The organism is Niallia oryzisoli, assembly GCF_043641075.1.
In the GTDB taxonomy this organism is placed as follows: domain Bacteria; phylum Bacillota; class Bacilli; order Bacillales; family Cytobacillaceae; genus Bacillus_BD; species Bacillus_BD oryzisoli_A.
In genome coordinates this window covers 1-26,286 of record NZ_JBHZRC010000011.1, presented here as the reverse complement: position 1 = coordinate 26,286, position 26,286 = coordinate 1, and the positions used below count along the sequence as shown (strand labels likewise).

Here is a 26,286-nt window from a genome sequence, read left to right as displayed (position 1 = left end):
TTTCCATTAAAAAATCAGAGGCATCCGCCGGAGGCTTAACTTCATTCAGCTGGGATTTCAACTCTTATGAATCAGAGAGCTTATTTGCATCCACCCCTAAACTTTAGAAGTGGAGGTCTTCTGCTGAATGAAGTTAAAAAAAAGGTGTCAGGCACCACAAAAGGACAAATTGTTGAAACTGTCCATATGTGGTGCCTGACACCTCTATAAATATTAAACGTTAAAACGGAAGTGCATGACGTCTCCGTCTTTCACTACATAATCCTTACCTTCAAGGCGAACTTTACCGGCTTCTTTTGCTGCTACCATATTTCCCGCAGCTAACAGATCCTCGTATGAAACCGTTTCGGCACGGATAAAGCCTTTTTCAAAGTCTGAGTGAATAACTCCAGCACATTGCGGCGCCTTCATACCAGTACGGAATGTCCACGCACGTACTTCCTGTACACCAGCTGTAAAATATGTCGCTAATCCTAATAGGCTGTATGCAGCTCTAATCAACTGATCCAGACCAGATTCCGCAATTCCAAGCTCTGAAAGGAACATTTCCTTTTCTTCCCCTTCAAGCTCTGAAATTTCTTCCTCAATTTTGGCGCAGATGACAATGACCTCAGCATCTTCTTTTGCAGCATATTCTTTAACCATTTGTACATAAGGATTCTCTGATGGATCCGCCACATCATCTTCTCCTACATTGGCAACATAAAGAACAGGCTTAATTGTAAGAAGGTGAAGTGCCTTTACAAATTTCTGCTCTTCATCTGTAAATTCAACCGTTCTCGCCGGCTTGTCTGCTTCAAAAGCTTCCTTCAACTTTTGTAGGGCTTCAAACTCAATAACCGCATCCTTATCCTTTTGCTTAGCCAGCTTTTCAACACGACCAATCCGCTTTTCAACTGACTCAAGATCTGCCAAAATCAACTCAAGATTGATTACTTCAATATCATCAATCGGGTTTACTTTGCCAGAAACATGTGTAATATTTTCATCTTCAAAGCAACGGACAACCTGACAAATGGCGTCCACCTCACGAATATGGGAAAGGAATTTGTTTCCTAAACCTTCGCCTTTACTTGCACCTTTTACAATTCCCGCAATATCTGTAAATTCAAATGTTGTCGGTACTGTTTTTTTCGGCTGAACCAGCTCCGTTAATTTATTTAGACGGACATCCGGTACCTCTACTACCCCAACATTTGGATCGATTGTACAAAATGGATAGTTCGCAGACTCAGCACCTGCCTGTGTTATTGCATTAAATAAAGTAGACTTACCAACATTGGGCAATCCTACTATTCCAGCTGTTAAAGCCATCCTCGTCACTCCTCAAGTATAGTAGCTCAATCATACATCCTCTATTTTCAAGAAAAATTCATTTCATTTTAAACGAATACAAACCTCAAACAATTATAGTGATTTATTTAGAAAAGCGCAAATGATTATTCAGACACCTCTTCGTGCTTTACGAGTATTTTCTTCATTTTGCGGGCAAACTCTTTTCTTGGAATCATGACACTGTGTGAGCAGCCTTCACATTTTATCCGTATATCCATCCCTAATCGAATAATTTTCCAGCGGTTCGTTCCACAAGGATGGGCCTTTTTCATTTCCACAACATCATTTAAACCAAATTCTTTTGTTTCCAATTAAAATTCCTCCTATTCCGCTATACTCCCTTTTTATATGCAGACTCATGCTCCTGCCTAGAATACATAACAAGCCTTGGATATGGGATTTCAATTCCGTGTTTATCCAGACAAAGCTTAATTTCCTTCCTCAATTCCCTGGCTATCGGAAAGTGCTTCATAGGAGCGGTTTCAGCAGTAACCCGCAGCATTACTTCCGATGCACCCATGCTTTGGACCCCTAATAACTTCGGCTCATCGACAATATCCTCATATTTGTCTTTCGCCGTTACAAGAAAATCTTCAATAATCTGTTCCACTCTTTTTATATCTTCATCATATGAAACGCTAATGTCAACAACGGCTACACTATTATGCAAAGAAAAATTTGTAACCTCAATAATACTTCCGTTCGGTAAAATATGAAGCTCTCCCGTCCATTGCTTAATTTTCGTTGTTCTTAGACCAATTTCCTCCACCGTACCTTCAAATTGACCGATTCTAACATGATCACCGACAGAAAACTGATCTTCAAATATGATAAAAAATCCTGTAATAATATCCTTTACAAGGCTCTGTGCGCCAAATCCAACCGCAAGCCCGACAATTCCAGCCCCTGCAAGCAATGCGCCTACATCGATGGTAAGGGTTGAAAGAATCATTAATATAGCAACAAAGTAAATGACGTACGTCAGAATATTTTGCAATAGCTTTAAAAGTGTTGCCTCTCGGCGTTCAGAGATTCTTAAGGGAGAATGTCTCCTTGCAGCAAAGATATTTTGAATCGCCAATTTCCCTAACCGAACAACAAGCATAGATACAATAATAATGCCCAAAATCTTTAAGGAACCTTCACCAATGCGTAGCCAGACGTCCTCATTAGACAACTTTCCTAAAATACGTTGTATCATTTTTCCAATATAATCCATCTTCTCACCCTACATATTTATTGAGTTTCATTCTATCTCATAAGACATGTTCATTTTAACAACTATCCCTTTATCTTTGAAGAATAAAGTCTCCCTTTCTCCATCTAACTTCCTTATACCATAAGGTTTCCGATTCGCACTTAAAAAATTAAAGTAGCAAAGATATGTATAGATATAGAAAATTATCCGTATACTAATAGAAAACTGTTTATTTGAAAAGAAATCTGATCGTACCACCAATAAATGAAAAACGATTATGGCCTAAAAAGACTATTTTAAAAAAGGTCCCACAAATAATTTTCTAGCCTTTAAATAGGGGGGAGAGTGCGTGTTGAATTATAAATCGAGCATTTTTAATAAAATAAAAAATGAAGCATTCAGAGTAAACCACGATGAGCAGGATGCCGTAGACAAGGTGGCAAGGGAATTAATAGCGTTAATGCCTGACTCACTCAATCGTCCCATTGTCTTTGTCTGTATCGGAACAGATCGCTCAACTGGTGACTCATTAGGGCCGCTTATCGGCACTTTACTCCAAGAAAAAACACCCCAATCCTTTCATGTATATGGAACGTTAGAAAATCCCATTCACGCCTTAAACTTAGCAGAGAAATTAACTGAAATTAAAGCCAAACATATAAATCCATTTATTATCGGTATTGATGCCTGCTTAGGGAGACTGAAAAGCGTAGGAGTCATCCAAATAGGCTGTGGACCGGTAAAGCCTGGATCAGGGGTCAATAAGGACCTTCCAGCTGTTGGAGATATCCATATAACTGGCATTGTAAACGTCAGTGGATTTATGGAATATTTTGTTCTACAAAACACCAGACTGCATCTTGTAATGGAAATGGCCAAAACAATCGCGGACGGCATATACCATTCAAGTACATTTTATGAACCAAAATACTCCTTTTCCAAACTCTCATGGGCAATAGACCATGAGCAAACTCCATAAGGTGTCAGGCACCACAAAAAGACAAATAGAAGCGATTTGTCTTTTTGTGGTGCCTGACACCCTTTATTAACGGTTGAAAAAGTACATTACAGTCACTATCACTGCAGTAACGAGGATTCCTGGTAATAGGTTTGCAACTCTAATCTTTGTTAATCCTGTCACATTCAAGCCAATGGCAATGATCATGATTCCGCCTGTTGCCGTCATTTCGACAATAAATTGATCCATTAAGGCAGCAGGAACCAACCGATCAATTTGGGTAGCAAATAAAGCAATAAGTCCCTGATATAAAAAGACAGGAACTGCTGAAAACAGAACACCAATTCCTAATGTAGTTGTTAAGATAAAAGCAGTAATTCCATCAATAATCCCCTTTGTATACAAAACAGAGTGATCCCCACGAATTCCGCTGTCCAGTGCTCCAAGAATAGCCATCGCACCAATAACAAAAATCAAGGTAGCTGTAACAAATCCTTGGGAAATACTTCCCTGTGCTTTGGAGCCTATCTTATTTTCCAGCCAAACTCCTAAATCGTTCAGCTTATCCTCCAATTTTAAGGTTTCACCAATCATCGCTCCAAACGCCAGGCTCAGGATAACAACTAAGAAATTCTCACTTTTAAATCCCATTTGCATGCCTAACACTATAACAGCAAGACCCATGGCATACATAACTGTTGTTTTCATTTGCTCCGGAATCCGGTTGAGAAACCTGCCAATGATGGAACCAATAATAATAAGCAGACTATTTACTGCCGTACCTAATAAAAACATTTGTTCACCCCATAAGAAGAAGGGAGAAGAGGCTCCCTGTCATTTGTCAGTTCATTTATTCTGTCCATTTCAAAAAAATAAACCATCCAGATTTGATGGTTTAATTGACCGATCTTGTTTCTAGCATTTCCAATATTCGTTCAAGGTCTTCGTTCGAGAAAAACTCAATTTCTATTTTCCCCTTATCCTTATTCTTTGTTTGCTTAATATGGACCGTTGTACCGAATCGTTCACGTAAATTAGATTCCTGTGCTTGTATAAAAATATCCTTCTCTGGAACAGGCTTCTTCGTTTCACGTGGAACAGGGCTGTTTAATTGCTGAATTAATTGCTCTAACTGCCGAACATTCAACCCGTCCTTTAAAATCTTTTCAACGACGTTAGGGATTACCTCTTTTTTACGAAGGCCTAAAAGGGCACGTCCATGTCCCATTGAAATTTTACCTTCTGAAATTAGCTCCTGAATTTTTTGAGGAAGCGACAGAAGCCGAATATGATTCGCAATATGTGGTCTGCTTTTTCCTAGTCTTTTCGCTAGTTCTTCCTGCGTAACCTTTAATTTTTCTATTAATAATTGATAGGCTGAGGCCTCTTCAATTGGAGTCAAATCCTCTCGCTGCAGGTTCTCTAGTATCGCAAATTCCATCATTTGCTGCTCGGATAGCTCCCTTACAATAACAGGAACCTTTGTAAGGCCTGCCGCTTTTGCAGCACGATACCGTCTTTCACCAACAACAATTTCATAGCCTTTAATTGTCGCTCTTACAATAAGCGGCTGCAAAATACCATGCTCTATGACGGATTGCTTTAGCTCCTCGATTGCTTCTTCATCAAAGATTTTCCGCGGCTGATAAGGATTAGGCTTGCAATCCCTAATATTAATTTCCTTAATAACGACATCTTTATCCTCATTAGGCAATAATGCGTCGAGTCCCTTCCCAAGACCTCTGCCAAGACCTTTACCAAGCCCTTTAGCCATTCTTAACCACTTCCTTTGCCAAATCTAAATACACTTCAGCACCTCGGGATTTAGAATCATAAATAATAATTGGTTCACCATGACTTGGTGCTTCACTTAGACGTACGTTTCTAGGAATAATGGTCTTATACACCTTGTCTTGAAAATATTTTTTGACTTCATCAATGACCTGGATTCCCAGATTCGTCCGGGCATCAAGCATTGTTAAAAGAACACCTTCTACTTTTAAATCGTTATTTAAATGCTTTTGTACCAAACGAACAGTATTCAAAAGCTGACTTAGTCCCTCTAAGGCATAATACTCACATTGCACGGGAATAAGGACAGAGTCGGCAGCTGTCAATGCATTAAGCGTCAAGAGTCCTAAAGACGGAGGACAGTCGATTAGAATATAATCAAACTCGCCAATTACTTTTTCCAGAGCCCTTTTTAAACGAACCTCCCTTGAAATCGTAGGGACCAATTCAATCTCCGCTCCTGCAAGCTGAATGGTGGCAGGGAGGGAATAAAGATTTTCCACTGCAGTCGGTCTAATTACTTGATTTGCCTCCACATCATCAACCAGTACATCATAAACACATTGGTCAACGTCGGCCTTTTCAATTCCTACACCACTGGTCGCATTCCCTTGCGGATCAATGTCTATCAATAACACCTTTTTTCCTATGTAAGCTAAGCAAGCTCCAAGATTAACAGAAGTGGTTGTCTTACCCACACCGCCTTTTTGGTTTGCTATTGCAATCACTTTTCCCATATTACCACCTACCTTTATTTCCATGGAAATTAATTAAGCAAGTCGAGCCGCTTCCGCTTTTATACTATCCAGCTGCGACGCCTAGCCGCTCGAGGTCTTAAGCCGCCCCGATGATAAGGTTAAAGGACAACCTTCTCCCCGGTTCGTCTTAAGCTGGTCGCGGCTGGGCAAGGCGTCTCCGCTTTTATATATGTATTCTATTTTATCATGAATCAAATAGGTTAATAGAACTTTTCTTTATAAAAATAGTGAGGGCTTGTCTACAAAAAAAAGAGAGGGTGCGCAAACACCCTCTTTTACAGGAGAAACATAGTAAACTATTAAAAGGCAGGCGGCCTGCTTTAGACCACATCCGCTTTTCCTATTTCTTTTTTGGTATTTTAATTGTAAATTGATAGTATTCTTCGTGTTCCTCTTCCTGTGTATCAAGCTTAATTCCGCTGTCTGTCACCATTGATAAGGATTGCCGAATTGTATTAACGGCAATACGCATATCCTTGCTAAACGCTTTTCGTTTCGGCTTCGGCTTTTCGACTGCCTGCTCAAGCAACTTCGCAACTCGGTCTTCAGTCTGTTTCACATTCAGATTTCTTTCAATAATTTCCTCTAATAATTTCACTTGTTTTTCCGGGTTTTTTAGTGGAATAAGTGAACGGGCATGGCGTTCTGTAATGGTTTTGTTCAATAAAGCATCCTGTACTTCCTGCGGCAGTTTAAGTAAACGCAGCTTATTTGCAACCGTTGACTGCCCTTTGCCAAGCCGCTGCGCCAGTGCCTCCTGTGTTAATTGGTGAAGCTCAAGCAGCTTACCATAGGCAATAGCTTCCTCAATAGGAGAGAGCTCCTCCCGCTGGAGGTTTTCAATCAGCGCAACAGAAGCTGTTTCAGTGTCATTAAAGTTTTTAATTATTGCTGGAACTAAGTCCCATCCAAGCTTTTTCATTGCCCGCCATCTTCGTTCACCGGCAATAATTTCGTAAGAATCCCGTCCAAATTCCCTTACCACAATTGGCTGAATAATACCATGTGTATGAATTGTACGGGATAATTCTTCAATTTTATCGTCATCAAAAATAGTTCTTGGCTGAAACCGATTTGGTACGATTTGATCAATCGGGATCTTCTTAATTTCTTCATTTTTAACTATTTCATCGAGATCGGTTTCAGCCGTATTCTCGATTTCCAGCCGGTTTTCCTTTTCGCCGAGGCCAAAAAAGCGTGAAATAGATTGCTTCATCACCCTGCACCACCTTTACGAAACTCCCTAAATACTTATTCTCGAAGAAAACGACAAGTCCTCCTGCAACAAAAGTGAATTTTGACCTAATCATTTCCCTCGCAAGCTAAGTCATCTTTTTTCTTATATAATCAAATTCGCCCCGCCGAATTTGCACCCGGATTTTTATCGAGCTCGCTCGATAAATTACCGATGAAAAATCCGAGGTATCCGCCGGAGGCTTAACTTCATTCAGCCAGGGTTTAAACTCTGAATCAGAGAGTTTTTTACATTTGTCCCACACTTATAATAGTGAGAGACTTCTGCTGAATGAAGTTAAACTCTATGGTAAAAAAGCATTATTTATTATTTTATAAATGAATTATGCCATATTTGAAAAGAAAAAGTAACTCTATTCAATAGGGCTTCGATTAGGCGTTCCAGGTTTTCGAGGATATTTCTTTGGCGATTGCTTCTCTTTCCTGATTAAAAAGATATTCCGTTCGCTCTCCTCAAACGGTAAGGAGAAGGCGAAGGACTCCTTCAGTGCACCACCTAATAAAGATATTGCCTTTTCTCCAGCATGGAGTTCTTCAATTCCGCTGGCACCCTTCATTGCAATAAAGGTACCGCCGATTTTCACAAGCGGCAGGCAAAGTTCAGTTAATACTGACATTCTTGCTACGGCTCTTGCTGTCACAACATCATAGGCCTCTCTATGTTCTCTCGATTGACCGAATGTTTCAGCACGATCATGGATAAACCGGACATCCTTAAGCTGCAGCTGCTCTGCTAAATGCTCGAGAAAGTGAATTCTCTTATTGAGAGAATCGACAATCGTAACATGAATCTTTGGAAATGCAATTTTAATAGGGATGCTTGGGAAACCGGCACCAGCTCCGACATCACAAACCTGAATCTCCTGATCAAAATTGAAGTAAAAACCGGCTGTTATGGAATCAAAGAAATGCTTTAAATACACATCTTCCTTTTCCGTAATCGCCGTTAAATTCATCTTTTCGTTCCACTCGACAAGCAGCCGGTAATACGTTTCATATTGTTCAATTTGAGTAGAGGTAAGGGAAATGCCCTTCTCCTCAAGCAACTTGATAAATTGGTCTGTATTCATCAATAAATCCTTTCCCACTTTTTGCTTGATATACCTTGTGCCTTAGTCATTTGAGACTTTCGCAATTTTCCCTTGCTCTAAATATACAAGCAGGATTGAAATATCAGCAGGATTCACCCCTGAAATTCTGGATGCCTGTGCAAGTGACAGTGGACGAATCTTCTCTAATTTTTGCCTTGCTTCCGTAGCTAGGCCTGTAATAGCCTGGTAATCAATATTTTCCGGGATTTTCTTATTTTCCATTTTCTTTAACCGCTCAACCTGCTGCAAAGATTTTTCTATATAGCCTTCATATTTAATTTGAATTTCCACTTGCTCTTTTACTTCTGAATCAAGCTCTGCTTCGCTTTTCGCAAGCTGTTCAATATGCTCGTAGCTCATCTCCGGACGTTTTAATAAATCAGATGCTCTGATTCCATCCTTCAGCTCGCTGCCTCCCACACTTTTAATTAACCCTTGAACCTCTTGATTTGGTTTCAGAATGAGGTTCTGAAGGCGTTTCTTCTCACCTTCAATTGCTTCTTTCTTCTTCGTAAAGCGCTCGTAACGTTCTTCCGAAATCAGACCGATTTGATGGCCAATTTCAGTAAGACGTAAATCTGCATTATCGTGGCGAAGCAGCAATCGGTATTCAGCCCTTGAAGTAAGCAAACGATAAGGTTCATTTGTACCTTTTGTAACCAGGTCGTCAATTAAGACGCCGATGTAGGCATCAGAGCGACTTAATATCAATTCATCTCTTTCGAGTGCATTTAATCCAGCATTGATTCCAGCCATCAAGCCCTGACCCGCGGCCTCCTCATAACCTGAAGTTCCGTTAATTTGGCCCGCAGTATAAAGGTTTTTAATTTTCTTTGTTTCTAATGTAGGCCACAATTGTGATGGTTCCATTGCATCGTATTCAATGGCATAACCCGCCCTCATCATTTGCGCATTTTCAAGACCCGGAATGGATTGTAGAATTCGATGTTGTACATCTTCAGGCATACTTGTAGATAGTCCTTGGACATATACTTCCTCTGTATTACGTCCTTCAGGTTCAAGGAAAATTTGATGTCTAGGTTTATCACTGAAACGAACAATTTTATCCTCGATGGAAGGACAATAGCGCGCCCCAGTACCCTTTACCATTCCTGAGAACATGGGTGCTCGGTGGAGATTTTGGTCAATGATCGTATGTGTTTCTTCATTTGTGTACGTAAGCCAGCAAGGGAGCTGATCCGTGATATATTTCGTTGTTTCATAAGAGAATGCACGGGGCTCTTCGTCTCCCGGCTGAATCTCAGTTTTACTATAATCAATAGTTTTGCTGTTAACCCTTGGTGGAGTTCCTGTTTTAAAACGGACTAAATTAAAACCAAGTTCTTCTAAATGCTCAGAGAGCTTAATAGAAGGCTGCTGGTTGTTCGGACCGCTGGAATATTTTAATTCCCCAAGAATAATTTCACCGCGCAGGAAGGTTCCCGTTGTGATGACAACCGTTTTGGCACGATAGATAGCCCCTGTCTTGGTAATGGCCCCTTTACATACACCATCTTCTACGATTAAACGCTCAACCATTCCTTGAATCAAGGTAAGGTTCTCTTCATTTTCTAGTGTTTTCTTCATTTCAAACTGATAGGAAACCTTGTCAGCCTGTGCTCGTAACGCGCGGACAGCAGGACCTTTACCTGTATTCAGCATTCTCATTTGAATGTAGGTTTTATCAATATTTTTTCCCATTTCCCCGCCGAGAGCATCAATTTCCCTTACGACGATTCCTTTTGCTGGACCCCCGACAGATGGGTTGCACGGCATGAAAGCGACCATATCTAAATTAATTGTGACCATCAGTGTCTTAGCACCAAGGCGGGCTGCTGCAAGTCCTGCCTCACAGCCCGCATGTCCTGCTCCAATAACAATCACATCGTAATTACCTGCTTCATATTGCATGGTGGTGTTGCCTCCTAAACTAATTTGCGTCTCGAGGCCGCCCTAAAGAGCGCCTCCGCTATTCTATTTGTCTAGCTCCAGCGCCTACCCCCTCGAGGTCATAAGCATGTCTAGTGTCGGCTCCTAGGGACTCGGGACATAAGCCAATCACTTCGGAAGGCAAAGAACGCCTTCTGTCAGCGCTTGTCTTATGCCGGTCGTCCCTGGTCAGTCGCCTAAACTTTTCGTACAATCCGTCAAGAAGGTTAAAGAACAACCTTCATGCCGGCTCGTCTTATGCTTGTCGGGGGTGAGCACCCAAGGAAATCTTCCTTGAATTTGCTTCGCAGGAACAAAAATCTTTTTGTTCCGAAGGCGCTTCCGCTTTTCTATTTTCCTAAGCAAAATTGGGAAAATAATTGGTTAATTAAGCTGTCTTGTACACTTTCACCGATAATCTCTCCCAGAAGCTCCCATGTTCTTGTTAAATCTATTTGAATAATATCAACCGGAGTATCTAGCTCAATTCCTTCTAACACATCATTAATACACGTATAGGCTTGATCTAGTAAAGCGATATGGCGGCTGTTCGATACGTAAGTCATATCGCCCGCTTCAATGGAACCCGTAAAGAAGAGATCAGCAATCGCTTCTTCTAGTTCCTCTATCCCTTTTTCCTCGATAAGTGACGTGGTAATCAGCTTATGATGACTGGCTAACTCCTTCACACGTTCCATATCAATCATTTGTGGAAGATCTGTTTTATTCACAATCACAATAACATCCATGCCGTTTACAACATCAAAAAGGTTTTCGTCTTCCGTCGTTAATTCATCAGAATAATTAAGAACAAGCAAAATAAGGTCTGCTTCTTTTAGCACCTGCCGTGACCGTTCGACACCAATTCTTTCAACAATGTCCTCTGTTTCACGAATACCGGCAGTATCTAACAACCGTAACGGAACCCCGCGGACATTTACATACTCCTCAATTACATCACGAGTTGTCCCTGGAATATCTGTCACAATGGCCTTATTTTCCTGGACAAGACTATTCAGAAGGGAGGATTTACCCACATTTGGACGACCAACAATAACGGTTGACAAGCCCTCCCTAAGAATCTTGCCCTGTGAGGAAGTCTGCAATAAATGTTCAATTTCCTTTTTCACATAGGATGCCTTTTCTTTCAGCATCTTATGGGTCATTTCTTCAACATCGTCATATTCAGGATAATCTATATTTACTTCAATTTGCGCTAAGGTTTCGATCAACTCTTGGCGAAGCCTTGTAATCAGGTTGGACAATCTGCCTTCCATTTGACCAAGAGCGACGTTCATCGCCCTGTCTGTTTTAGCACGAATCAAATCCATAACAGCCTCGGCTTGAGATAAATCAATCCGGCCGTTCAAAAATGCCCTTTTTGTAAACTCTCCAGGCTCTGCAATTCGAGCCCCATTTCTTAAACAAAGCTGTAATACTCTGTTTACCGATACCAATCCGCCATGGCAATTGATCTCAACAACATCCTCTTTAGTAAAAGTCTTCGGTCCTCTCATGATAGACATCATCACTTCTTCAGCGACCTCATTTGTCTTCGGATCAATAATATGTCCATAATGGATTGTGTGGGATGGTTCCTCACTTATGTTTTTTCCGCTAACACTTCGAAAAAGCCTTTCTGCAATAGAAAAAGCCTGATTCCCGCTTAAGCGGACAATCGCAATCGCTCCCTCTCCCATCGGAGTCGAAATTGCTGCAATCGTATCAAATTCCACTCTTTTCACCTCTCTTAAAGAAAAAACCTCATCTATCCTTATAAGCTGTATTTTATGAGCTTGTTTTATCCACTACCATTGTTTGCACGAAAGAGAAAGTTCTATACCTTATCCACAGTTATTTAAACCCATTATTTTATTTTAACTTATCCACATGTGAATAACAACAAAGCACTTCTCTAAGAACGAAAGAAAATTTCCTAAACGGCAATATTATTTCCCAGTTTCCTTTATTCGTTATATTTCTACAGCAATCATTTTCTAATTGAGAAAGTAAAAAAAGAAGCTGTCACCCCCAAGGGCACCAGCTTCTTTTAACAATCATTATTTATTTGGCGCAATCACAATATGTCGATGAGGATCGACGCCACTAGAATACGTAGTAATTCTTTTATTATTCATTAAAGCAGAATGAATGACTTTGCGTTCATACGAAGGCATCGGCTCTAACGCAACCTCTTTACCTGACTGAACTGCCCTTTGTGCCAACTTTTCAGCTAAATGGATAAGCGTTTCATTTCTTCGCTTCCGATAATCCTCAGCATCCAGGATGACATTTAGATATTGATTAGAAAAACGATTAATCACCAGCTGGGTTAAATACTGCAGAGAATTAAGTGTTTGTCCTCTTTTACCAATAAGTAATGCAATTTTTTCGCCAGATAGCATGAATTTAACCTGTTTTCCGCTTTTCTCTACATCAATCGTAATTGGAGCACCCATTTTCTCACATACACTTATTAAAAACTTTTCTGCTTCTTCAATGGGGTCCATTTTGACTGAAACCTTTACAACAGCAGGGCGTGCGCCAAAGATTCCAAAAATCCCCTTTTTACCCTCGTCAATGATCGAAATTTCTGTATGATCCTCTGTTGTTTGTAATTGAGCTAAAGCTGATTCAACTGCTTCTTTGACTGTTTGTCCCGTAGCAGTAACCTGTTTCACTTTTTTGCTCCTCCTGATTTTCCGGCCGCTGCAGCTGCTTTTAAATCCGGCCCTTTAATAAAGTATGTTTGGACAATCATAAATAAGTTTCCTACAACCCAGTAGAGTGCAAGGGCTGCTGGGAAATTTATTGCAAATACAATGATCATAATTGGCATAAGCCAAAGCATCATAGCCATTTGCGGATTATTTTCCATTCCAACCATTGTAATTTTTTGTTGGATAAACGTTGTAACACCAGCAATGATCGGTAATAAGTAGAATGGATCTGGAGCCGCTAAATCAAACCAAAGGAAATTAGCATGTTCCTGTAATTCCGGAGTTCTCATAATTGCATGATAGATACCGATTAAAATTGGCATTTGAACAACAAGCGGTAAGCATCCAGCAAGTGGATTAACACCGGATTTTTGGAATAACTCCATTGTTTCTTGTTGTAATTTTTGCTGTGTTTTTTGGTCTTTAGAACTATACTTTTCTCTTAGCTTTTGCAGCTCAGGTTGAATGGCTTGCATCGCTTTAGAACTTTTTGTTTGTTTAATCATTAACGGCAATAGAACAAGCCTAATAATAATCGTAACAAGGACAATTGCCAGTCCAAAACTTCCACCTGCAAATTCAGCAACTTTCACAATGAATAATGAAAGCGGATATACAATATACTGATTCCAAAAGCCTTCACTTTCAGAAGTAATCGGAACATTCGTCTGATTACAACCCGCTAAAAGGGCAATCATCAAAATTAAACCGATCAATAAAAATATTCGCTTTTTCTTCAACCGTTTTTTCCTCCTTAAAGCATATAAGGTATTTTTTACTTTAAATTTAGCCTGATTAATAATGACATATTTTTTCCACTCAACGTCCAATCTAAACCATTTTACCATCTTTTATAAGTAAACGCTTTTAAAATGGCATATTATTAATTGAAATTTATTTAAGTCAGTCGCGATCTTCCGCTTTCTTTACAGTCTCAAAGGATTTCTTAAGGACTCTTGCTAATTTAAGTACATGTGTTAGGCTTTTTTGGACTTCATAAAAGTCCATATCGGCTGTTGGTTTTCTAGCAATAATAATATAGTCAACATCGTTATGTATATAACCATCAAATTCATGAAATACCTGTCGGACATATCGTTTGATTTGATTTCTGGTAACCGCATTACCGATTTTTTTACTTACAGATAGTCCGATTCTAAAATGTTTTTGCTCCGGCCTTTTTAACGTGTAGACAACAAATTGTCTATTGGCAACCGATTTTCCCTTTTTAAATATCTCTTGGAATTCTTCATTTTTTTTAACTCGATACTCTTTTCTCATTCTGGATCCACCTACATTTACATTCGTTAAAGGAATGGCTTCTCTATTCATTATTCCCACTCTGCATTTTCAGAAACTTTAATGGGCCAACAATTTTACTAGCACCATGCTAGTTTTTCACCTAATGAGAAAAAAGACCACTGACATTTCAGTGGTCTAGGCAGATAATACTTTTCTTCCTTTACGACGACGACGTGCTAGAACGTTACGTCCGTTTGCACTGCTCATGCGTGCACGAAATCCGTGAACTTTACTATGTTTACGTTTTTTAGGTTGATATGTTCTTTTCATTATATGACACCTCCCTCGAGGAATTGCTCTTAAAGACAGTATTCTAATTATATATAAGGTGAACAAAAAATGTCAACACTCTTAATAGTATAACTCCCCATAAATAATTTTTCTACCCCCAAATATTACCTTGAATTTCAACTACTGTCACGGACAAAAATAACATAAATGATACGAGAATACAAAATCATATAGTAAACTTCATCATTCCAGCTATTTGTCCGAGGTAATTCTATATACAAAATAATCCATGAAAAAATATTTTTTCACAGAAATGAATTCGACTCCGTTTTTTTACGGCTTGTGGATTATTTTCGACAGTTTTTCCTTTTATCCACAACATATATTGACAGGTTTTGCACATAACCACTACCTGTGGACATTTATTAATCACAGCTTGTTTAGCTTGTGGATAAACTCCCAAAAACCGTTGCATAGCTAGCATTTATTTGATATTATATTTGTGTTTTCACCCTTAGCAAGTTGTCCACAAAACGATTTTATCCACAGTTTGTTGATAAGTTGTGAATAAGTTATTCACGGAGGTTTATAAAGGTTGTCCACAACTAGTGGATATTGTCGAAAGGTTATATTATTTCCTTATTAATATATTTATCCACAATCATCATTTCGTAAATAGATTACTAATAGGTTGTACTTGCCGTATAACCTTTTGTTTTTTATGCGAACTAGAGTAAAGGAGGGATAACTGTTGGAAAATATTACGGATCTTTGGAATAGTATATTAGCTAATGTAGAAAAGAAGGTTTCAAAGCCCAGCTTTGATACATGGCTAAAAGCTACGAAGGCCCATTCCCTTCAAGGAGATTCTTTAGTTGTAACTGCTCCGAATGAATTTGCACGAGATTGGCTTGAAGAACGTTATTCTCCGTTAATCACTGGGGTTTTATACGAGATCACCGGAGAGGAATTCACTGTCAAATTCATTATTCCGCAAAGTCAAGCCGAAAAAGGAGAAAAACTGCCGTCTCCTCCTAAAGAAACGAAGAATGCTGATAGCCATTCGGAATTTCCTGCCAGTATGCTGAATGAAAAGAATACCTTTGATACCTTTGTTATTGGATCAGGAAACCGGTTTGCACATGCAGCCTCACTTGCTGTAGCTGAAGCACCTGCAAAAGCCTACAACCCATTATTTATCTACGGAGGGGTTGGTCTAGGAAAAACCCACTTAATGCACGCAATTGGCCATTATGTTTTATATCATAACCCTTCTGCAAAGGTTGTTTATCTGTCTTCGGAGAAGTTTACAAATGAATTTATCAATTCCATCAGGGATAATAAGGCCGAAGAGTTTCGTAATAAGTATCGAAATGTAGATGTTCTTCTAATTGATGATATTCAGTTCTTAGCTGGAAAAGAATCAACACAAGAGGAATTTTTCCATACATTTAATACGTTACATGAGGAAAGTAAGCAAATTGTTATTTCCAGTGATCGTCCGCCAAAGGAAATTCCAACACTTGAGGAACGGCTGCGGTCACGCTTTGAATGGGGACTTATTACGGATATTACACCACCGGATTTGGAAACAAGGATAGCTATTTTGCGTAAAAAAGCAAAAGCGGACGGGCTTGAAATTCCAAATGAAGTCATGCTGTACATCGCTAATCAAATCGACTCAAATATTCGAGAATTAGAGGGTGCCCTAATTCGAGTAGTTGCCTATTCTTCACTGGTTAATAAAGATATTAATGCCGATTTAGCTGCCGAGGCTCTTAAGAATATTATTCCTACGTCAAAGCCTAAAGTCATTACGATTCAAGAAATTCAGCGAGTTGTTGGAGAGCACTATAATGTAAAATTGGAAGATTTCAAAGCAAAAAAACGGACAAAATCCGTTGCCTTTCCAAGGCAGATTGCCATGTATTTATCAAGGGAGCTAACAGACTTTTCACTGCCGAAAATTGGCGAAGAGTTTGGCGGACGCGATCATACTACGGTTATCCATGCTCATGAAAAGATTTCAAAGTTACTCCAATCGGATACCCAGTTGCAACGAGAGTTAAAAGATATTCATGAGGAATTAAAGGTTTAACTCCATTTAATTCGTTTTACTGCAATTCTATAAATACCTTTATTCAATTGTTCCTAAATACAAATCTACTTAACCTTTTAACAATAGAATAGTGTGAATAACTTTGCTGAATTTACGCACAGTCTGTCCACATGTGGATAGGCTGTGTTTCCTTAGACTTGTGGAGTTATCCACATAATCACAGGCCCTACTATTACTATTATTATTTTTATTAAAAAAATATATATAAATTAGCCTAAAACGGAGGATTAAAAATAATGAGATTTATAATCCAACGGGATCACTTGGTTCAAAGTGTCCAGGATGTTATGAAAGCAGTAACGAGTAGAACAACCATCCCAATCCTGACTGGAATTAAAATTGTCGCTTCAGATGAAGGCGTTACGTTAACCGGCAGTGATTCAGATGTCTCAATAGAATCCTTTATCCCAAAGGAAGAAGAGGATAAAGAAATTGTCGATATTAAACAAACTGGTGCGATTGTGCTTCAAGCTAAATTTTTCAGTGAAATGGTCAAAAAACTGCCTTCAGATACAGTTGAGATTGAAGTACAAAACCATCTGCAAACAGTTATTCGTTCTGGAAACTCTGAATTTAACTTAATTGGTCTCGATGCAGATGAATATCCGCATCTTCCACAAATTGAAGAAGAAAATCTATTTAAAATACCTACTGATCTGCTTAAGGCTATGATTCGACAAACTTCGTTTGCAGTGTCCACCTCAGAAACACGCCCAATCTTGACAGGTGTCAACTGGAAGATCGAAAACAACGAACTAAACTGTATTGCAACAGACAGTCATCGTCTTGCATTAAGAAAAGCAAAAGTAGAAATTGATCCAGCGGCGCATTACAATGTTGTTATTCCAGGAAAAAGTCTAAATGAATTGAGCAAGATTCTTGCGGACAACAATGAATTAGTTGAAATCGTTATTACAGAAAATCAAATTTTATTTAAAGCAAAGCATCTGCTGTTTTTCTCAAGACTATTAGAAGGCAATTATCCTGATACGTCGAGATTAATTCCAAACGAGAGTAAAACAGATGTTGTTTTACAAACAAAAGAGTTTCTTCAGGCGATTGACCGGGCCTCATTATTAGCAAGAGAGGGCCGAAATAATGTCGTTAAGTTTGCAACATTAGAGGATAAAATTGTTGAAATTTCGTCTAATACCCCGGAAGTAGGAAAGGTAGTCGAGGAAATTAAGGGACTATCTGTCGATGGGGAAGAGCTGAAAATTTCATTCAGTGCCAAATATATGATGGATGCCCTAAAGGCCTTAGAAGGAACAGAAATTAAAGTTAGCTTTACCGGTGCAATGAGACCGTTTATCATTCAACCAATCAATGATGAAACAATCCTGCAATTGATTCTGCCTGTTCGAACCTATTAATTCAGCTAGTCAGAATAAAATCGATATACCCTTATGAAAAGCTGCCGATTATGTCGGCGGCTTTTCCTGAATTTAGCAGGATATTGGTGTTTTCTCTATAAACTCACGAAAATGGTTCCTGTTACCTTTGAATTCTTCACAAATATTTAGTAAAATGAAGTATTAGATATTATTGATGACGGAGTGAAGTCAGCATGAAAACCATAAAAATTGATACGGATTATATTACACTTGGTCAATTTCTAAAGGCTGCAGATGTAATTGCAACTGGTGGAATGGCTAAATGGTTCTTAAGTGAATATGAGGTACACATCAACGGAGAAAAAGACCAAAGGCGAGGCAGGAAGCTTCGTTCCGGTGATAAGGTTGAAATCCTTGGTCTTGACACATACATCCTTCAATAGGGTGATCAATTTCCAAAGGATGAATTAAATGTTTATCAAACAACTGCAACTGAAAAACTACCGGAATTATGAAGAACTCGAAATTCAGTTCCAAAACAACGTGAATGTAATCCTCGGTGAAAATGCAAACGGCAAAACAAATGTGATGGAGTCCATCTATGTTCTGGCGATGGCTAAATCTCATCGTACTTCGAATGATAAAGAACTTATCCTTTGGGACAGAGATTATGCTAAAATAGAAGGTAGAGTTCAAAAAAGTAATGGATCTCTGCCAATGGAGCTTGTTATTTCAAAAAAAGGAAAAAAGGCAAAATACAACCATATTGAACAAAAAAAGCTAAGTCAATATGTGGGAAATATGAATGTTGTTATGTTTGCTCCGGAAGATCTAAATTTGGTTAAAGGCAGTCCTCAAGTAAGAAGACGCTTTATTGATATGGAGATAGGGCAGATTTCTCCTGTCTATTTGCATGAAGTTGGACAGTTGAATAAAATTCTTCAGCAGCGCAACCACTACTTAAAGCAGCTGCAAACTAAGAAACAAACTGACGAAACAATGCTTGATATCTTAACAGAACAATTTATTACCATCGCTGTAAAAATACTATTAAAACGATTTGAATTCCTTCATTTGCTGCAAAATTGGGCAATGCCCATTCATGAAGGGATTTCGCGCGGGCTTGAAACATTAAAAATTAAATACAAACCATCTGTTGATGTATCAGAAGAGCAAGATTTGTCGAAAATGAAAAGTATATATGAAAATAAATATAATCAAGTAAAACAAAGAGAGATTGACCGTGGAGTAACATTATTTGGTCCTCAGCGGGATGACCTTCTTTTTTTTGTGAATGACCGTGACGTTCAAACGTTTGGATCACAAGGCCAGCAGAGGACAACAGCCCTTTCAATTAAATTGGCAGAAATAGAACTTATTCATGCCGAGATTGGGGAGTACCCGATACTTTTATTAGATGATGTTCTATCAGAGTTGGATAACTACCGGCAATCCCACTTGTTAAATACTATCCAAGGAAAGGTTCAAACCTTTGTGACAACAACAAGTGTCGAGGGGATAGACCATCAAACCTTAAAAGAGGCGTCTACCTTTTATGTGAAAAACGGAACGATAGAGAAGATTCAGTGAGGTGGAAGATTGTATATTCATTTTGGAGAGGAAACTGTTATAAAGACAGAGGATATTATCGCAATCATTGATAAGAAAAGCTTTACTTCTTCAACAAACATGGATGAATTTTTACAACAGTATAACAATCAATCAGAACACATTGCTAAGGGATCTTATAAATCCGTAATTGTTACTGCAGAACAAATCTACTTTTCCCCATTAGCTTCTAGTACCTTGAAAAGACGGTCGCAGAAATGGGCCGTTTCTGACTGATAGTCTAGTGCTGGGACTACATTTCAACATCAAAAGTTTTAAATAGAAACTTTTTCATCCATGGCTATTTTTATTATAGTTTTATCTTATTACTCATTTTTATATTTTAATATCTATTCTTTTAAAGAAATTATTATTACCTAAGATGTCTTCATTTACTTGTAAAAGTTAAGTTTTCTATAGATTTTGTAATCAACGCCAAAGGAAAGTGTAGGTGACTGTTATGGCAATGGAGCAAAATGCAGTTCCTGAACAAGCATATGATGCCAATCAAATACAAGTCCTGGAAGGTCTTGAAGCAGTAAGAAAGCGTCCTGGAATGTATATTGGTTCAACAAGTGCAAAAGGTCTTCACCATCTAGTATGGGAAATTGTTGATAATAGTATTGATGAGGCTTTAGCGGGCTATTGTACTGAGATTAACGTTGTAATTGAAAAGGATAATAGTATTACGGTAACAGATAATGGACGTGGTATACCTGTTGGAATTCAAGAAAAAACTGGTCGCCCTGCAGTTGAGGTTATTTTAACTGTTCTTCATGCCGGTGGTAAGTTTGGCGGCGGCGGTTATAAGGTTTCCGGAGGATTGCATGGGGTTGGTGCTTCGGTTGTTAATGCCCTTTCAACTGAATTAGAGGTTTTTGTCCATCTTGATGGGCATATTCACTATCAAAAATTTGAAAGGGGAGTACCATGCGCTGATTTAGCCATTGTCGGTGAGTCGGATAAGACTGGTACAATCATTCACTTCACTCCAGATCCTGAAATTTTTAAAGAAACAACAGAATTTGAGTATGATGTACTTGCAACGAGAATTAGAGAACTTGCCTTTTTGAACAGAGGTTTATTGATAACCATAGAGGATAAGCGTGTTGAAAATAAAAAAGCTGAGTTTCACTATGAGGGCGGTATTAAATCATACGTTGAACATTTAAACCGAACAAAGGAAGTACTTCATGAAGATCCGATTTATATGGAAGGCGAACGTGAAGGAATTTCAGTAGAGGTCTCCATTCAATACAATGACAGCTATACTGGGAATATTTATTCATTTGCAAATAATATTCATACCTATGAGGGTGGTACCCATGAGTCTGGTTTTAAAACGGCTCTAACAAGGGTTATAAATGATTATGCAAGGAAAAATGGATTAATCAAGGAAAGTGAGACAAATCTTTCTGGTGAAGATGTTAGAGAAGGCTTAGTTGCGATTGTATCGATTAAACATCCAGATCCGCAATTTGAGGGCCAAACTAAAACAAAGCTAGGTAACTCTGAAGTTCGTGCAATAACTGATTCAGTTTTTGCTGATCATTTTGAGAAGTTTCTACTAGAAAACCCTTCAGTAGCTAGAAAAATTGTCGACAAAGGATTGATGGCTACAAGAGCTAGATTAGCTGCGAAAAAGGCCAGGGAATTAACAAGACGTAAGAGTGCCCTGGAGGTTTCCAGTTTACCAGGTAAGCTTGCTGATTGCTCATCCAAGGATCCTTCAATTAGCGAAATTTATATCGTAGAGGGTGACTCTGCGGGAGGTTCTGCAAAGCAAGGTCGAGATCGTCATTTCCAAGCCATTCTCCCATTAAGAGGAAAGATCCTGAATGTCGAGAAGGCTCGCCTTGACCGAATACTATCAAATAACGAAGTACGTGCTATGATTACAGCAGCCGGAACGGGTATTGGGGAAGACTTCGATATTTCTAAGGCAAGGTATCATAAAATTGTCATCATGACAGATGCGGATGTAGACGGTGCGCATATTCGTACACTATTATTAACCTTCTTCTATCGTTACATGAGACAAATTATTGAAGCGGGTTATATCTATATTGCCCAACCGCCGTTATATAAAGTACAACATGGTAAAAGAATTGAGTATGCCTATAATGATAAACAGCTTGAGGAAGTTATGGGAACCTTCTCGCCTACACAAAAGCCTAACGTACAGCGTTATAAAGGGTTAGGAGAAATGAATCCTGAACAGCTGTGGGAAACAACTATGGACCCGGCAACACGGACTCTTTTGCAGGTAAACTTGGAGGATGCTATTGAAGCCGATGAAACTTTTGAAATGCTAATGGGAGATAAGGTAGAGCCAAGGCGTCAGTTTATTGAAGAAAATGCATTATATGTTAAAAACCTTGATATATAAAGTGTGTCACTTAAACAGCCGGGATAGATATGATTCTATCCCGCTTTCATGGTTTTTTCGGTAAAAGCTGGGGGCTTTAACCGCTTACAGAGGTCTAAGCATCTTTACTATAAATAATAAATTTCGACCCAGGAACGATCAATATCGTTTCATAAAAGGGAGGTTTATCAATTGTCTGAAACACCAAATTCTAAGGTTAAAGAAATTAATATTAGTCAGGAAATGCGGACATCCTTCTTGGATTATGCGATGAGTGTTATCGTATCGCGTGCCCTTCCCGATGTAAGGGATGGATTGAAGCCTGTCCATCGTCGTATATTGTATGCTATGCATGACCTTGGCATGCACTCTGACAAGCCTTACAAAAAGTCAGCCCGTATTGTTGGGGATGTTATCGGTAAATATCACCCGCACGGTGACTCGGCTGTTTATGAAACAATGGTAAGGATGGCGCAGGATTTTAACCAACGTTATATGCTGGTTGACGGTCATGGTAACTTTGGTTCAATCGACGGTGATTCAGCGGCGGCTATGCGTTACACAGAGGCACGTATGTCTAAAATTTCAATGGAATTATTAAGAGACATTAATAAAGATACCATTGATTATCAGGATAACTATGATGGTGAAGAGAGAGAGCCGGTTGTATTACCCTCTCGTTTCCCTAACCTGCTTGTGAACGGTACTTCCGGTATTGCAGTTGGTATGGCAACCAATATCCCGCCGCATCAGCTTGGCGAAGTAATTGATGGAGTACTTGCTGTCAGCCACGACCCTGAAATAACAATTCCAGAGCTTATTGATATTATTCCTGGCCCAGATTTTCCAACAGGTGCTATGATTCTTGGTCGAAGCGGTATCCGAAAGGCTTATGAAACAGGTAGAGGTTCAATTAAAGTCCGTGCAAAGGTTGAAATTGAGACAAAATCTAATGGAAAAGAAGTTATCATTGTTAATGAAATTCCTTACCAGGTGAATAAGGCAAAACTGATTGAAAGAATTGCTGAACTTGTACGCGAAAAGAAAATTGATGGAATTACAGATCTTCGTGATGAATCTGACCGAAGGGGCTTACGAATCGTCATAGAGGTTCGCAAGGATGCGAATGCCAATGTCTTATTAAACAATCTTTATAAGCATACGGCTTTACAAACAACCTTTGGAATTAACACACTTGCACTTGTAAACGGTGAACCAAAGGTTCTGAATTTAAAGGAATGTCTTGTTCATTACCTTGACCACCAACGAGTAATTATTAGAAGAAGAACAGAATTTGAGCTAAGAAAAGCAGAAGCAAGGGCGCATATTTTAGAAGGGTTGCGAATTGCACTTGATAATCTCGATGCAGTTATTACGTTAATTCGGAACTCACAAACAACAGATATTGCCCGCGAAGGATTAATGACAACCTTTAATTTATCTGAAAAGCAGGCACAGGCTATTCTCGATATGCGTTTGCAGCGCTTGACTGGTTTAGAGCGTGAAAAGATCGAGGAGGAATATCAAACTCTTGTTAAATTAATTGCTGAATTAAAGGCAATTTTGGCTGACGATGAGAAGATCCTTGAAATTATCCGTGAGGAATTAACTGAAATCAAAGAGCGTTTTAACGATGAAAGACGTACTGAAATTGTTGCAGGTGGAATTGAAGATATCGAGGATGAGGATCTAATTCCACGCGAAAACATTGTTATTACGTTAACGCATAATGATTATATAAAAAGACTCCCTGTCTCTACATACCGTTCGCAAAAGCGGGGCGGGCGCGGGATTCAAGGCATGGGAACAAATGACGATGATTTTGTCGAGCATTTGATAACAACGTCTACCCATGACACGATTCTATTCTTCACGAATAAAGGAAAGGTGTACCGTGCGAAGGGATATGAAATTCCAGAATTCAGCCGGACTGCAAAAGGGATTCCAATCATTAATCTGCTTGGGATTGAAAAGGATGAATGGATAAATGCCATTATTCCTGTTGCGGAATTCGAAGAGGATTGGTACCTATTCTTCACAACAAAGCATGGAATTTCAAAACGCTCGCCAATTACGTCCTTTGCCCATATTCGAAACAGCGGATTGATTGCTTTAGGTTTACGTGAGGGAGACGAGTTAATCTCTGTTCGTTTAACGGATGGAACGAAGGAGATTATTATCGGAACGAAAAACGGCCTCTTGATTCGATTCCCTGAAACGGATGTTCGATCAATGGGTAGAACAGCTTCAGGTGTTAAGGGGATATCGTTAAATGAAGATGATGAAGTAGTCGGAATGGAAGTGCTTGAGGAAGACTCAGAAGTTCTGATTGTTACACAGAATGGTTACGGAAAACGTACTGCTGCAGTTGAGTATCGTCTTCAGAATAGAGGCGGTAAAGGAATTAAAACATGTAATATCACAGAGAAAAATGGCAGCCTGGTATCCATGAAGGTAGTCAATGGTGAAGAGGACATCATGATTATTACAACAGGCGGTGTATTAATACGTATGGCTGTTAGTGATATTTCCTCAATGGGAAGAAATACGCAAGGTGTAAGGCTGATTCGTCTTGATGAAAACGATCATGAGTTTGTTGCAACTGTTGCGAAGGTTGAAAAGGATGAAGAATCTGAGAGGGTATCTCCTGAGATAGAAGAGGGAGAAGAAGAAACAGTTTCTGAACAAGAAACGCAAAACAGCGATGAGGATGCTGTAATAGACGATGCAGAGGAATATCCCGATCCGAATGAAGAGGAATAACCAATAGAGAAGGGAAGCGCTAAATTATAGCGCTTCTTTTTTGTTTATCCAAACGTGTAATTATCGATCTTTTATTTGCTATTGCAGTATACTTTCATATACTAGTAAAATAAAGGAAAAGTGTATTCTGTGAGGGTGAAGTCATGCGTGTCAAAACAGGTCATTTGATAGAGGGGTGCATAGTATCAGAGGATGTATTCGGAAGAACAAGCCACCCAATCGTGAAGAAAAATACCGTATTAACAAATCAACTGATTGATATTTTAAGGTTATTTCTAATTAGCACTGTTGAAGTTGAAAAAATACTTGTGACAGGAGATCCATACATTCCGCCTGATGTAATTCAATCAGAAATGACGATAAAGGCAGCTGTTAATACAAAGAATAATAACGATAGCGAAGTTGACTTTACCAAGCAGTTTCTTTATGCCTCACAGGAATATAACAAGCAATTTCAACTTTGGCAGTCGGGAATACCGATTAATATGTCAAAAATAAGATTTCTTCTTTTGCCGTTATTAAATGAAGGGATGATTGACTCATCAGAGATATTTGTCATACATCATCTATCAAATAACGAAAGCTATCCTTACCAGCATGCTGTTGCCGTGGGCTTACTTTGTGGTTATATTGCTAACAAGCTTAAATACCCTAAAGGAGAAGTAGTGCAGGCTGCATTAGCTGGAATATTAGCTGATTGTGGTATGGCAAAAATCAATCCGAGAATTTTGCAAAAAAAGTCAGCTTTAACAATCCAGGAGTTTGCAGAAGTAAAAAATCATCCGAAATACAGCTATCATATGGTTCACGATTTACCATTGCTGAAGGAAGGTGCAAAGATTGCAGTTCTTCAGCATCATGAGCGATTGGACGGAAGCGGTTATCCTATTTCACTAAAAAGTAATCAGATTCATCCAATAGCAAAAATAATTGCAGTGGCAGATACATACCACGCAATGACATCAGAACGATTATATAGGAAAAAGCAATCGCCTTTTCGAGTTCTTGAATTGATGAAGCAGGACTATTTTGGACAGTTTGATTTAGCTGCTTTAAGGGCTTTAAGCAGTGGTATTATTAACTTTTCAATTGGTAGTAAAATTAAGCTTTCTAACGGGTGGTTTGGTGAAGTCCTATTTATCACTGAAAAGTCCCCAACGAGGCCTTTGATTAAGCTTTTTGATACAGAAGAGATTTTGAATCTAGAGGAAAATAGAAATCTATATATCGAGGAAATCTTTTAATTTTGTCAAAAAAACATTGCATATGCATTATCATCCTGATATAATAATTCAGGTCAGTAAGACAATGCGTTTTTTTAAAAACAAATTAATTATTGACTCATTTATTGAAAAGTGGTATAGTAATAGATGTCGCTTTTAGATGGCACATTTGCTCCTTGAAAACTGAACAACAAAACGTCAACGTTTAAAACTTTTGATCTTTTTTTAAAAAAGACATTAAATTATGAGCAAGTCAAACAATCTTATTGGAGAGTTTGATCCTGGCTCAGGACGAACGCTGGCG

General features: G+C 38.9%; 23 protein-coding genes. 9 read left to right on the top strand and 14 right to left on the bottom strand.

All coding sequences use genetic code 11. The features are described 5' to 3' along the window. Positions 1 to 213: 213 nt before the first annotated feature. From ychF to ACHUFV_RS22185, 3 genes are all read right to left on the bottom strand, one after another. Positions 214 to 1,314, bottom strand: coding sequence for a redox-regulated ATPase YchF (ychF, locus tag ACHUFV_RS22195; RefSeq protein ID WP_394237964.1), 1,101 nt, complete (start codon positions 1,312 to 1,314; stop codon positions 214 to 216). A 125-nt stretch (positions 1,315 to 1,439) separates the two neighbouring features. Continuing rightward, complete coding sequence (locus ACHUFV_RS22190) at positions 1,440 to 1,646, bottom strand: DUF951 domain-containing protein (protein ID WP_394237962.1); 207 nt, start codon at positions 1,644 to 1,646, stop codon at positions 1,440 to 1,442. A 20-nt stretch (positions 1,647 to 1,666) separates the two neighbouring features. Continuing rightward, positions 1,667 to 2,554 carry a mechanosensitive ion channel family protein gene (locus tag ACHUFV_RS22185; RefSeq protein ID WP_394237960.1) on the bottom strand — a complete coding sequence of 296 codons (888 nt, stop codon included), beginning with the start codon at positions 2,552 to 2,554 and terminating at the stop codon, positions 1,667 to 1,669. A gap of 331 nt (positions 2,555 to 2,885) precedes the next feature. On the opposite strand from ACHUFV_RS22185, the gene yyaC reads away from it, so the two are divergent. Further along, positions 2,886 to 3,512, top strand: a complete 627-nt coding sequence (gene yyaC / locus ACHUFV_RS22180) for a spore protease YyaC (protein WP_394238140.1) — start codon at positions 2,886 to 2,888, stop codon at positions 3,510 to 3,512. 66 nt (positions 3,513 to 3,578) lie between these two features. Here the strand turns inward: yyaC and ACHUFV_RS22175 are convergent, their stop codons facing one another. From ACHUFV_RS22175 to rpmH, 11 genes are all read right to left on the bottom strand, one after another. Beyond that, positions 3,579 to 4,286 (bottom strand): DUF554 domain-containing protein, encoded by a 708-nt coding sequence (locus ACHUFV_RS22175; RefSeq protein ID WP_394237958.1) that lies wholly within the window; start codon positions 4,284 to 4,286, stop codon positions 3,579 to 3,581. 100 nt (positions 4,287 to 4,386) lie between these two features. After that, positions 4,387 to 5,265 carry a ParB/RepB/Spo0J family partition protein gene (locus ACHUFV_RS22170; RefSeq protein WP_394237956.1) on the bottom strand — a complete coding sequence of 293 codons (879 nt, stop codon included), beginning with the start codon at positions 5,263 to 5,265 and terminating at the stop codon, positions 4,387 to 4,389. After that, the gene (locus tag ACHUFV_RS22165; protein WP_394238138.1) at positions 5,258 to 6,019 is read right to left on the bottom strand and encodes a ParA family protein; all 762 of its coding nucleotides are present in this window, start codon (positions 6,017 to 6,019) and stop codon (positions 5,258 to 5,260) included. Before ACHUFV_RS22165 ends, ACHUFV_RS22170 begins: the two co-directional genes overlap by 8 nt. 361 nt (positions 6,020 to 6,380) lie before the next feature. Continuing rightward, positions 6,381 to 7,256 carry a nucleoid occlusion protein gene (gene noc / locus ACHUFV_RS22160; protein ID WP_394237954.1) on the bottom strand — a complete coding sequence of 292 codons (876 nt, stop codon included), beginning with the start codon at positions 7,254 to 7,256 and terminating at the stop codon, positions 6,381 to 6,383. A gap of 391 nt (positions 7,257 to 7,647) precedes the next feature. After that, complete coding sequence (gene rsmG / locus ACHUFV_RS22155; RefSeq protein ID WP_394237952.1) at positions 7,648 to 8,364, bottom strand: 16S rRNA (guanine(527)-N(7))-methyltransferase RsmG; 717 nt, start codon at positions 8,362 to 8,364, stop codon at positions 7,648 to 7,650. A gap of 42 nt (positions 8,365 to 8,406) precedes the next feature. Continuing rightward, on the bottom strand, positions 8,407 to 10,296 hold the full coding sequence (mnmG, locus tag ACHUFV_RS22150; protein WP_394237950.1) for a tRNA uridine-5-carboxymethylaminomethyl(34) synthesis enzyme MnmG: 1,890 nt from the start codon (positions 10,294 to 10,296) through the stop codon (positions 8,407 to 8,409). A 368-nt stretch (positions 10,297 to 10,664) separates the two neighbouring features. Further along, on the bottom strand, positions 10,665 to 12,050 hold the full coding sequence (mnmE, locus tag ACHUFV_RS22145) for a tRNA uridine-5-carboxymethylaminomethyl(34) synthesis GTPase MnmE (RefSeq protein ID WP_394238136.1): 1,386 nt from the start codon (positions 12,048 to 12,050) through the stop codon (positions 10,665 to 10,667). Positions 12,051 to 12,374: 324 nt separating this feature from the next. Next, the gene (jag, locus tag ACHUFV_RS22140; RefSeq protein ID WP_394237948.1) at positions 12,375 to 12,995 is read right to left on the bottom strand and encodes an RNA-binding cell elongation regulator Jag/EloR; all 621 of its coding nucleotides are present in this window, start codon (positions 12,993 to 12,995) and stop codon (positions 12,375 to 12,377) included. After that, entirely contained in the window at positions 12,992 to 13,774 is a 783-nt protein-coding gene (gene spoIIIJ, locus ACHUFV_RS22135) for a YidC family membrane integrase SpoIIIJ (RefSeq protein ID WP_394237946.1), read from the bottom strand. The genes jag and spoIIIJ overlap by 4 nt, the downstream gene beginning before the upstream one ends. Positions 13,775 to 13,937: 163 nt before the next feature. After that, complete coding sequence (gene rnpA / locus ACHUFV_RS22130; protein ID WP_394237945.1) at positions 13,938 to 14,315, bottom strand: ribonuclease P protein component; 378 nt, start codon at positions 14,313 to 14,315, stop codon at positions 13,938 to 13,940. A 156-nt stretch (positions 14,316 to 14,471) separates the two neighbouring features. Further along, entirely contained in the window at positions 14,472 to 14,606 is a 135-nt protein-coding gene (rpmH, locus tag ACHUFV_RS22125) for a 50S ribosomal protein L34 (protein ID WP_338450429.1), read from the bottom strand. Positions 14,607 to 15,318: 712 nt separating this feature from the next. On the opposite strand from rpmH, the gene dnaA reads away from it, so the two are divergent. From dnaA to ACHUFV_RS22085, 8 genes are all read left to right on the top strand, one after another. Continuing rightward, positions 15,319 to 16,665, top strand: a complete 1,347-nt coding sequence (gene dnaA / locus ACHUFV_RS22120) for a chromosomal replication initiator protein DnaA (protein ID WP_394237942.1) — start codon at positions 15,319 to 15,321, stop codon at positions 16,663 to 16,665. A 257-nt stretch (positions 16,666 to 16,922) separates the two neighbouring features. Next, positions 16,923 to 18,059, top strand: a complete 1,137-nt coding sequence (gene dnaN, locus ACHUFV_RS22115; RefSeq protein ID WP_394237940.1) for a DNA polymerase III subunit beta — start codon at positions 16,923 to 16,925, stop codon at positions 18,057 to 18,059. 194 nt (positions 18,060 to 18,253) lie between these two features. Next, complete coding sequence (gene yaaA, locus ACHUFV_RS22110; protein ID WP_394237938.1) at positions 18,254 to 18,463, top strand: S4 domain-containing protein YaaA; 210 nt, start codon at positions 18,254 to 18,256, stop codon at positions 18,461 to 18,463. A 28-nt stretch (positions 18,464 to 18,491) separates the two neighbouring features. Further along, a complete protein-coding gene (gene recF / locus ACHUFV_RS22105; protein WP_394237937.1) occupies positions 18,492 to 19,610 on the top strand; it encodes a DNA replication/repair protein RecF in 1,119 nt (372 codons plus the stop codon). A gap of 9 nt (positions 19,611 to 19,619) precedes the next feature. Then, positions 19,620 to 19,865 carry an extracellular matrix regulator RemB gene (remB, locus tag ACHUFV_RS22100; RefSeq protein WP_394237935.1) on the top strand — a complete coding sequence of 82 codons (246 nt, stop codon included), beginning with the start codon at positions 19,620 to 19,622 and terminating at the stop codon, positions 19,863 to 19,865. A gap of 229 nt (positions 19,866 to 20,094) precedes the next feature. Beyond that, positions 20,095 to 22,017, top strand: coding sequence for a DNA topoisomerase (ATP-hydrolyzing) subunit B (gyrB, locus tag ACHUFV_RS22095; protein WP_394238134.1), 1,923 nt, complete (start codon positions 20,095 to 20,097; stop codon positions 22,015 to 22,017). Positions 22,018 to 22,239: 222 nt separating this feature from the next. Continuing rightward, a complete protein-coding gene (gene gyrA / locus ACHUFV_RS22090) occupies positions 22,240 to 24,759 on the top strand; it encodes a DNA gyrase subunit A (RefSeq protein WP_394238132.1) in 2,520 nt (839 codons plus the stop codon). Between the two features lie 143 nt (positions 24,760 to 24,902). Continuing rightward, on the top strand, positions 24,903 to 26,003 hold the full coding sequence (locus tag ACHUFV_RS22085; protein ID WP_394237934.1) for an HD-GYP domain-containing protein: 1,101 nt from the start codon (positions 24,903 to 24,905) through the stop codon (positions 26,001 to 26,003). Positions 26,004 to 26,286: the final 283 nt, after the last annotated feature.

Bases quoted from the DNA above. Each gene is read 5' to 3' on its own strand.
- rnpA (WP_394237945.1), bottom strand. From the start codon at position 14,315: ATGAGAAAAGAGTATCGAGTTAAAAAAAATGAAGAATTCCAAGAGATA.
- ACHUFV_RS22175 (WP_394237958.1), bottom strand. From the start codon at position 4,286: ATGTTTTTATTAGGTACGGCAGTAAATAGTCTGCTTATTATTATTGGT.
- noc (WP_394237954.1), bottom strand. From the start codon at position 7,256: ATGAAGCAATCTATTTCACGCTTTTTTGGCCTCGGCGAAAAGGAAAAC.
- ACHUFV_RS22165 (WP_394238138.1), bottom strand. From the start codon at position 6,019: ATGGGAAAAGTGATTGCAATAGCAAACCAAAAAGGCGGTGTGGGTAAG.
- gyrB (WP_394238134.1), top strand. From the start codon at position 20,095: ATGGAGCAAAATGCAGTTCCTGAACAAGCATATGATGCCAATCAAATA.
- gyrA (WP_394238132.1), top strand. From the start codon at position 22,240: ATGCGGACATCCTTCTTGGATTATGCGATGAGTGTTATCGTATCGCGT.
- ACHUFV_RS22185 (WP_394237960.1), bottom strand. From the start codon at position 2,554: ATGGATTATATTGGAAAAATGATACAACGTATTTTAGGAAAGTTGTCT.
- ACHUFV_RS22170 (WP_394237956.1), bottom strand. From the start codon at position 5,265: ATGGCTAAAGGGCTTGGTAAAGGTCTTGGCAGAGGTCTTGGGAAGGGA.
- rsmG (WP_394237952.1), bottom strand. From the start codon at position 8,364: ATGAATACAGACCAATTTATCAAGTTGCTTGAGGAGAAGGGCATTTCC.
- mnmG (WP_394237950.1), bottom strand. From the start codon at position 10,296: ATGCAATATGAAGCAGGTAATTACGATGTGATTGTTATTGGAGCAGGA.
- ACHUFV_RS22085 (WP_394237934.1), top strand. From the start codon at position 24,903: ATGCGTGTCAAAACAGGTCATTTGATAGAGGGGTGCATAGTATCAGAG.
- rpmH (WP_338450429.1), bottom strand. From the start codon at position 14,606: ATGAAAAGAACATATCAACCTAAAAAACGTAAACATAGTAAAGTTCAC.
- yaaA (WP_394237938.1), top strand. From the start codon at position 18,254: ATGAAAACCATAAAAATTGATACGGATTATATTACACTTGGTCAATTT.
- ychF (WP_394237964.1), bottom strand. From the start codon at position 1,314: ATGGCTTTAACAGCTGGAATAGTAGGATTGCCCAATGTTGGTAAGTCT.
- recF (WP_394237937.1), top strand. From the start codon at position 18,492: ATGTTTATCAAACAACTGCAACTGAAAAACTACCGGAATTATGAAGAA.
- dnaN (WP_394237940.1), top strand. From the start codon at position 16,923: ATGAGATTTATAATCCAACGGGATCACTTGGTTCAAAGTGTCCAGGAT.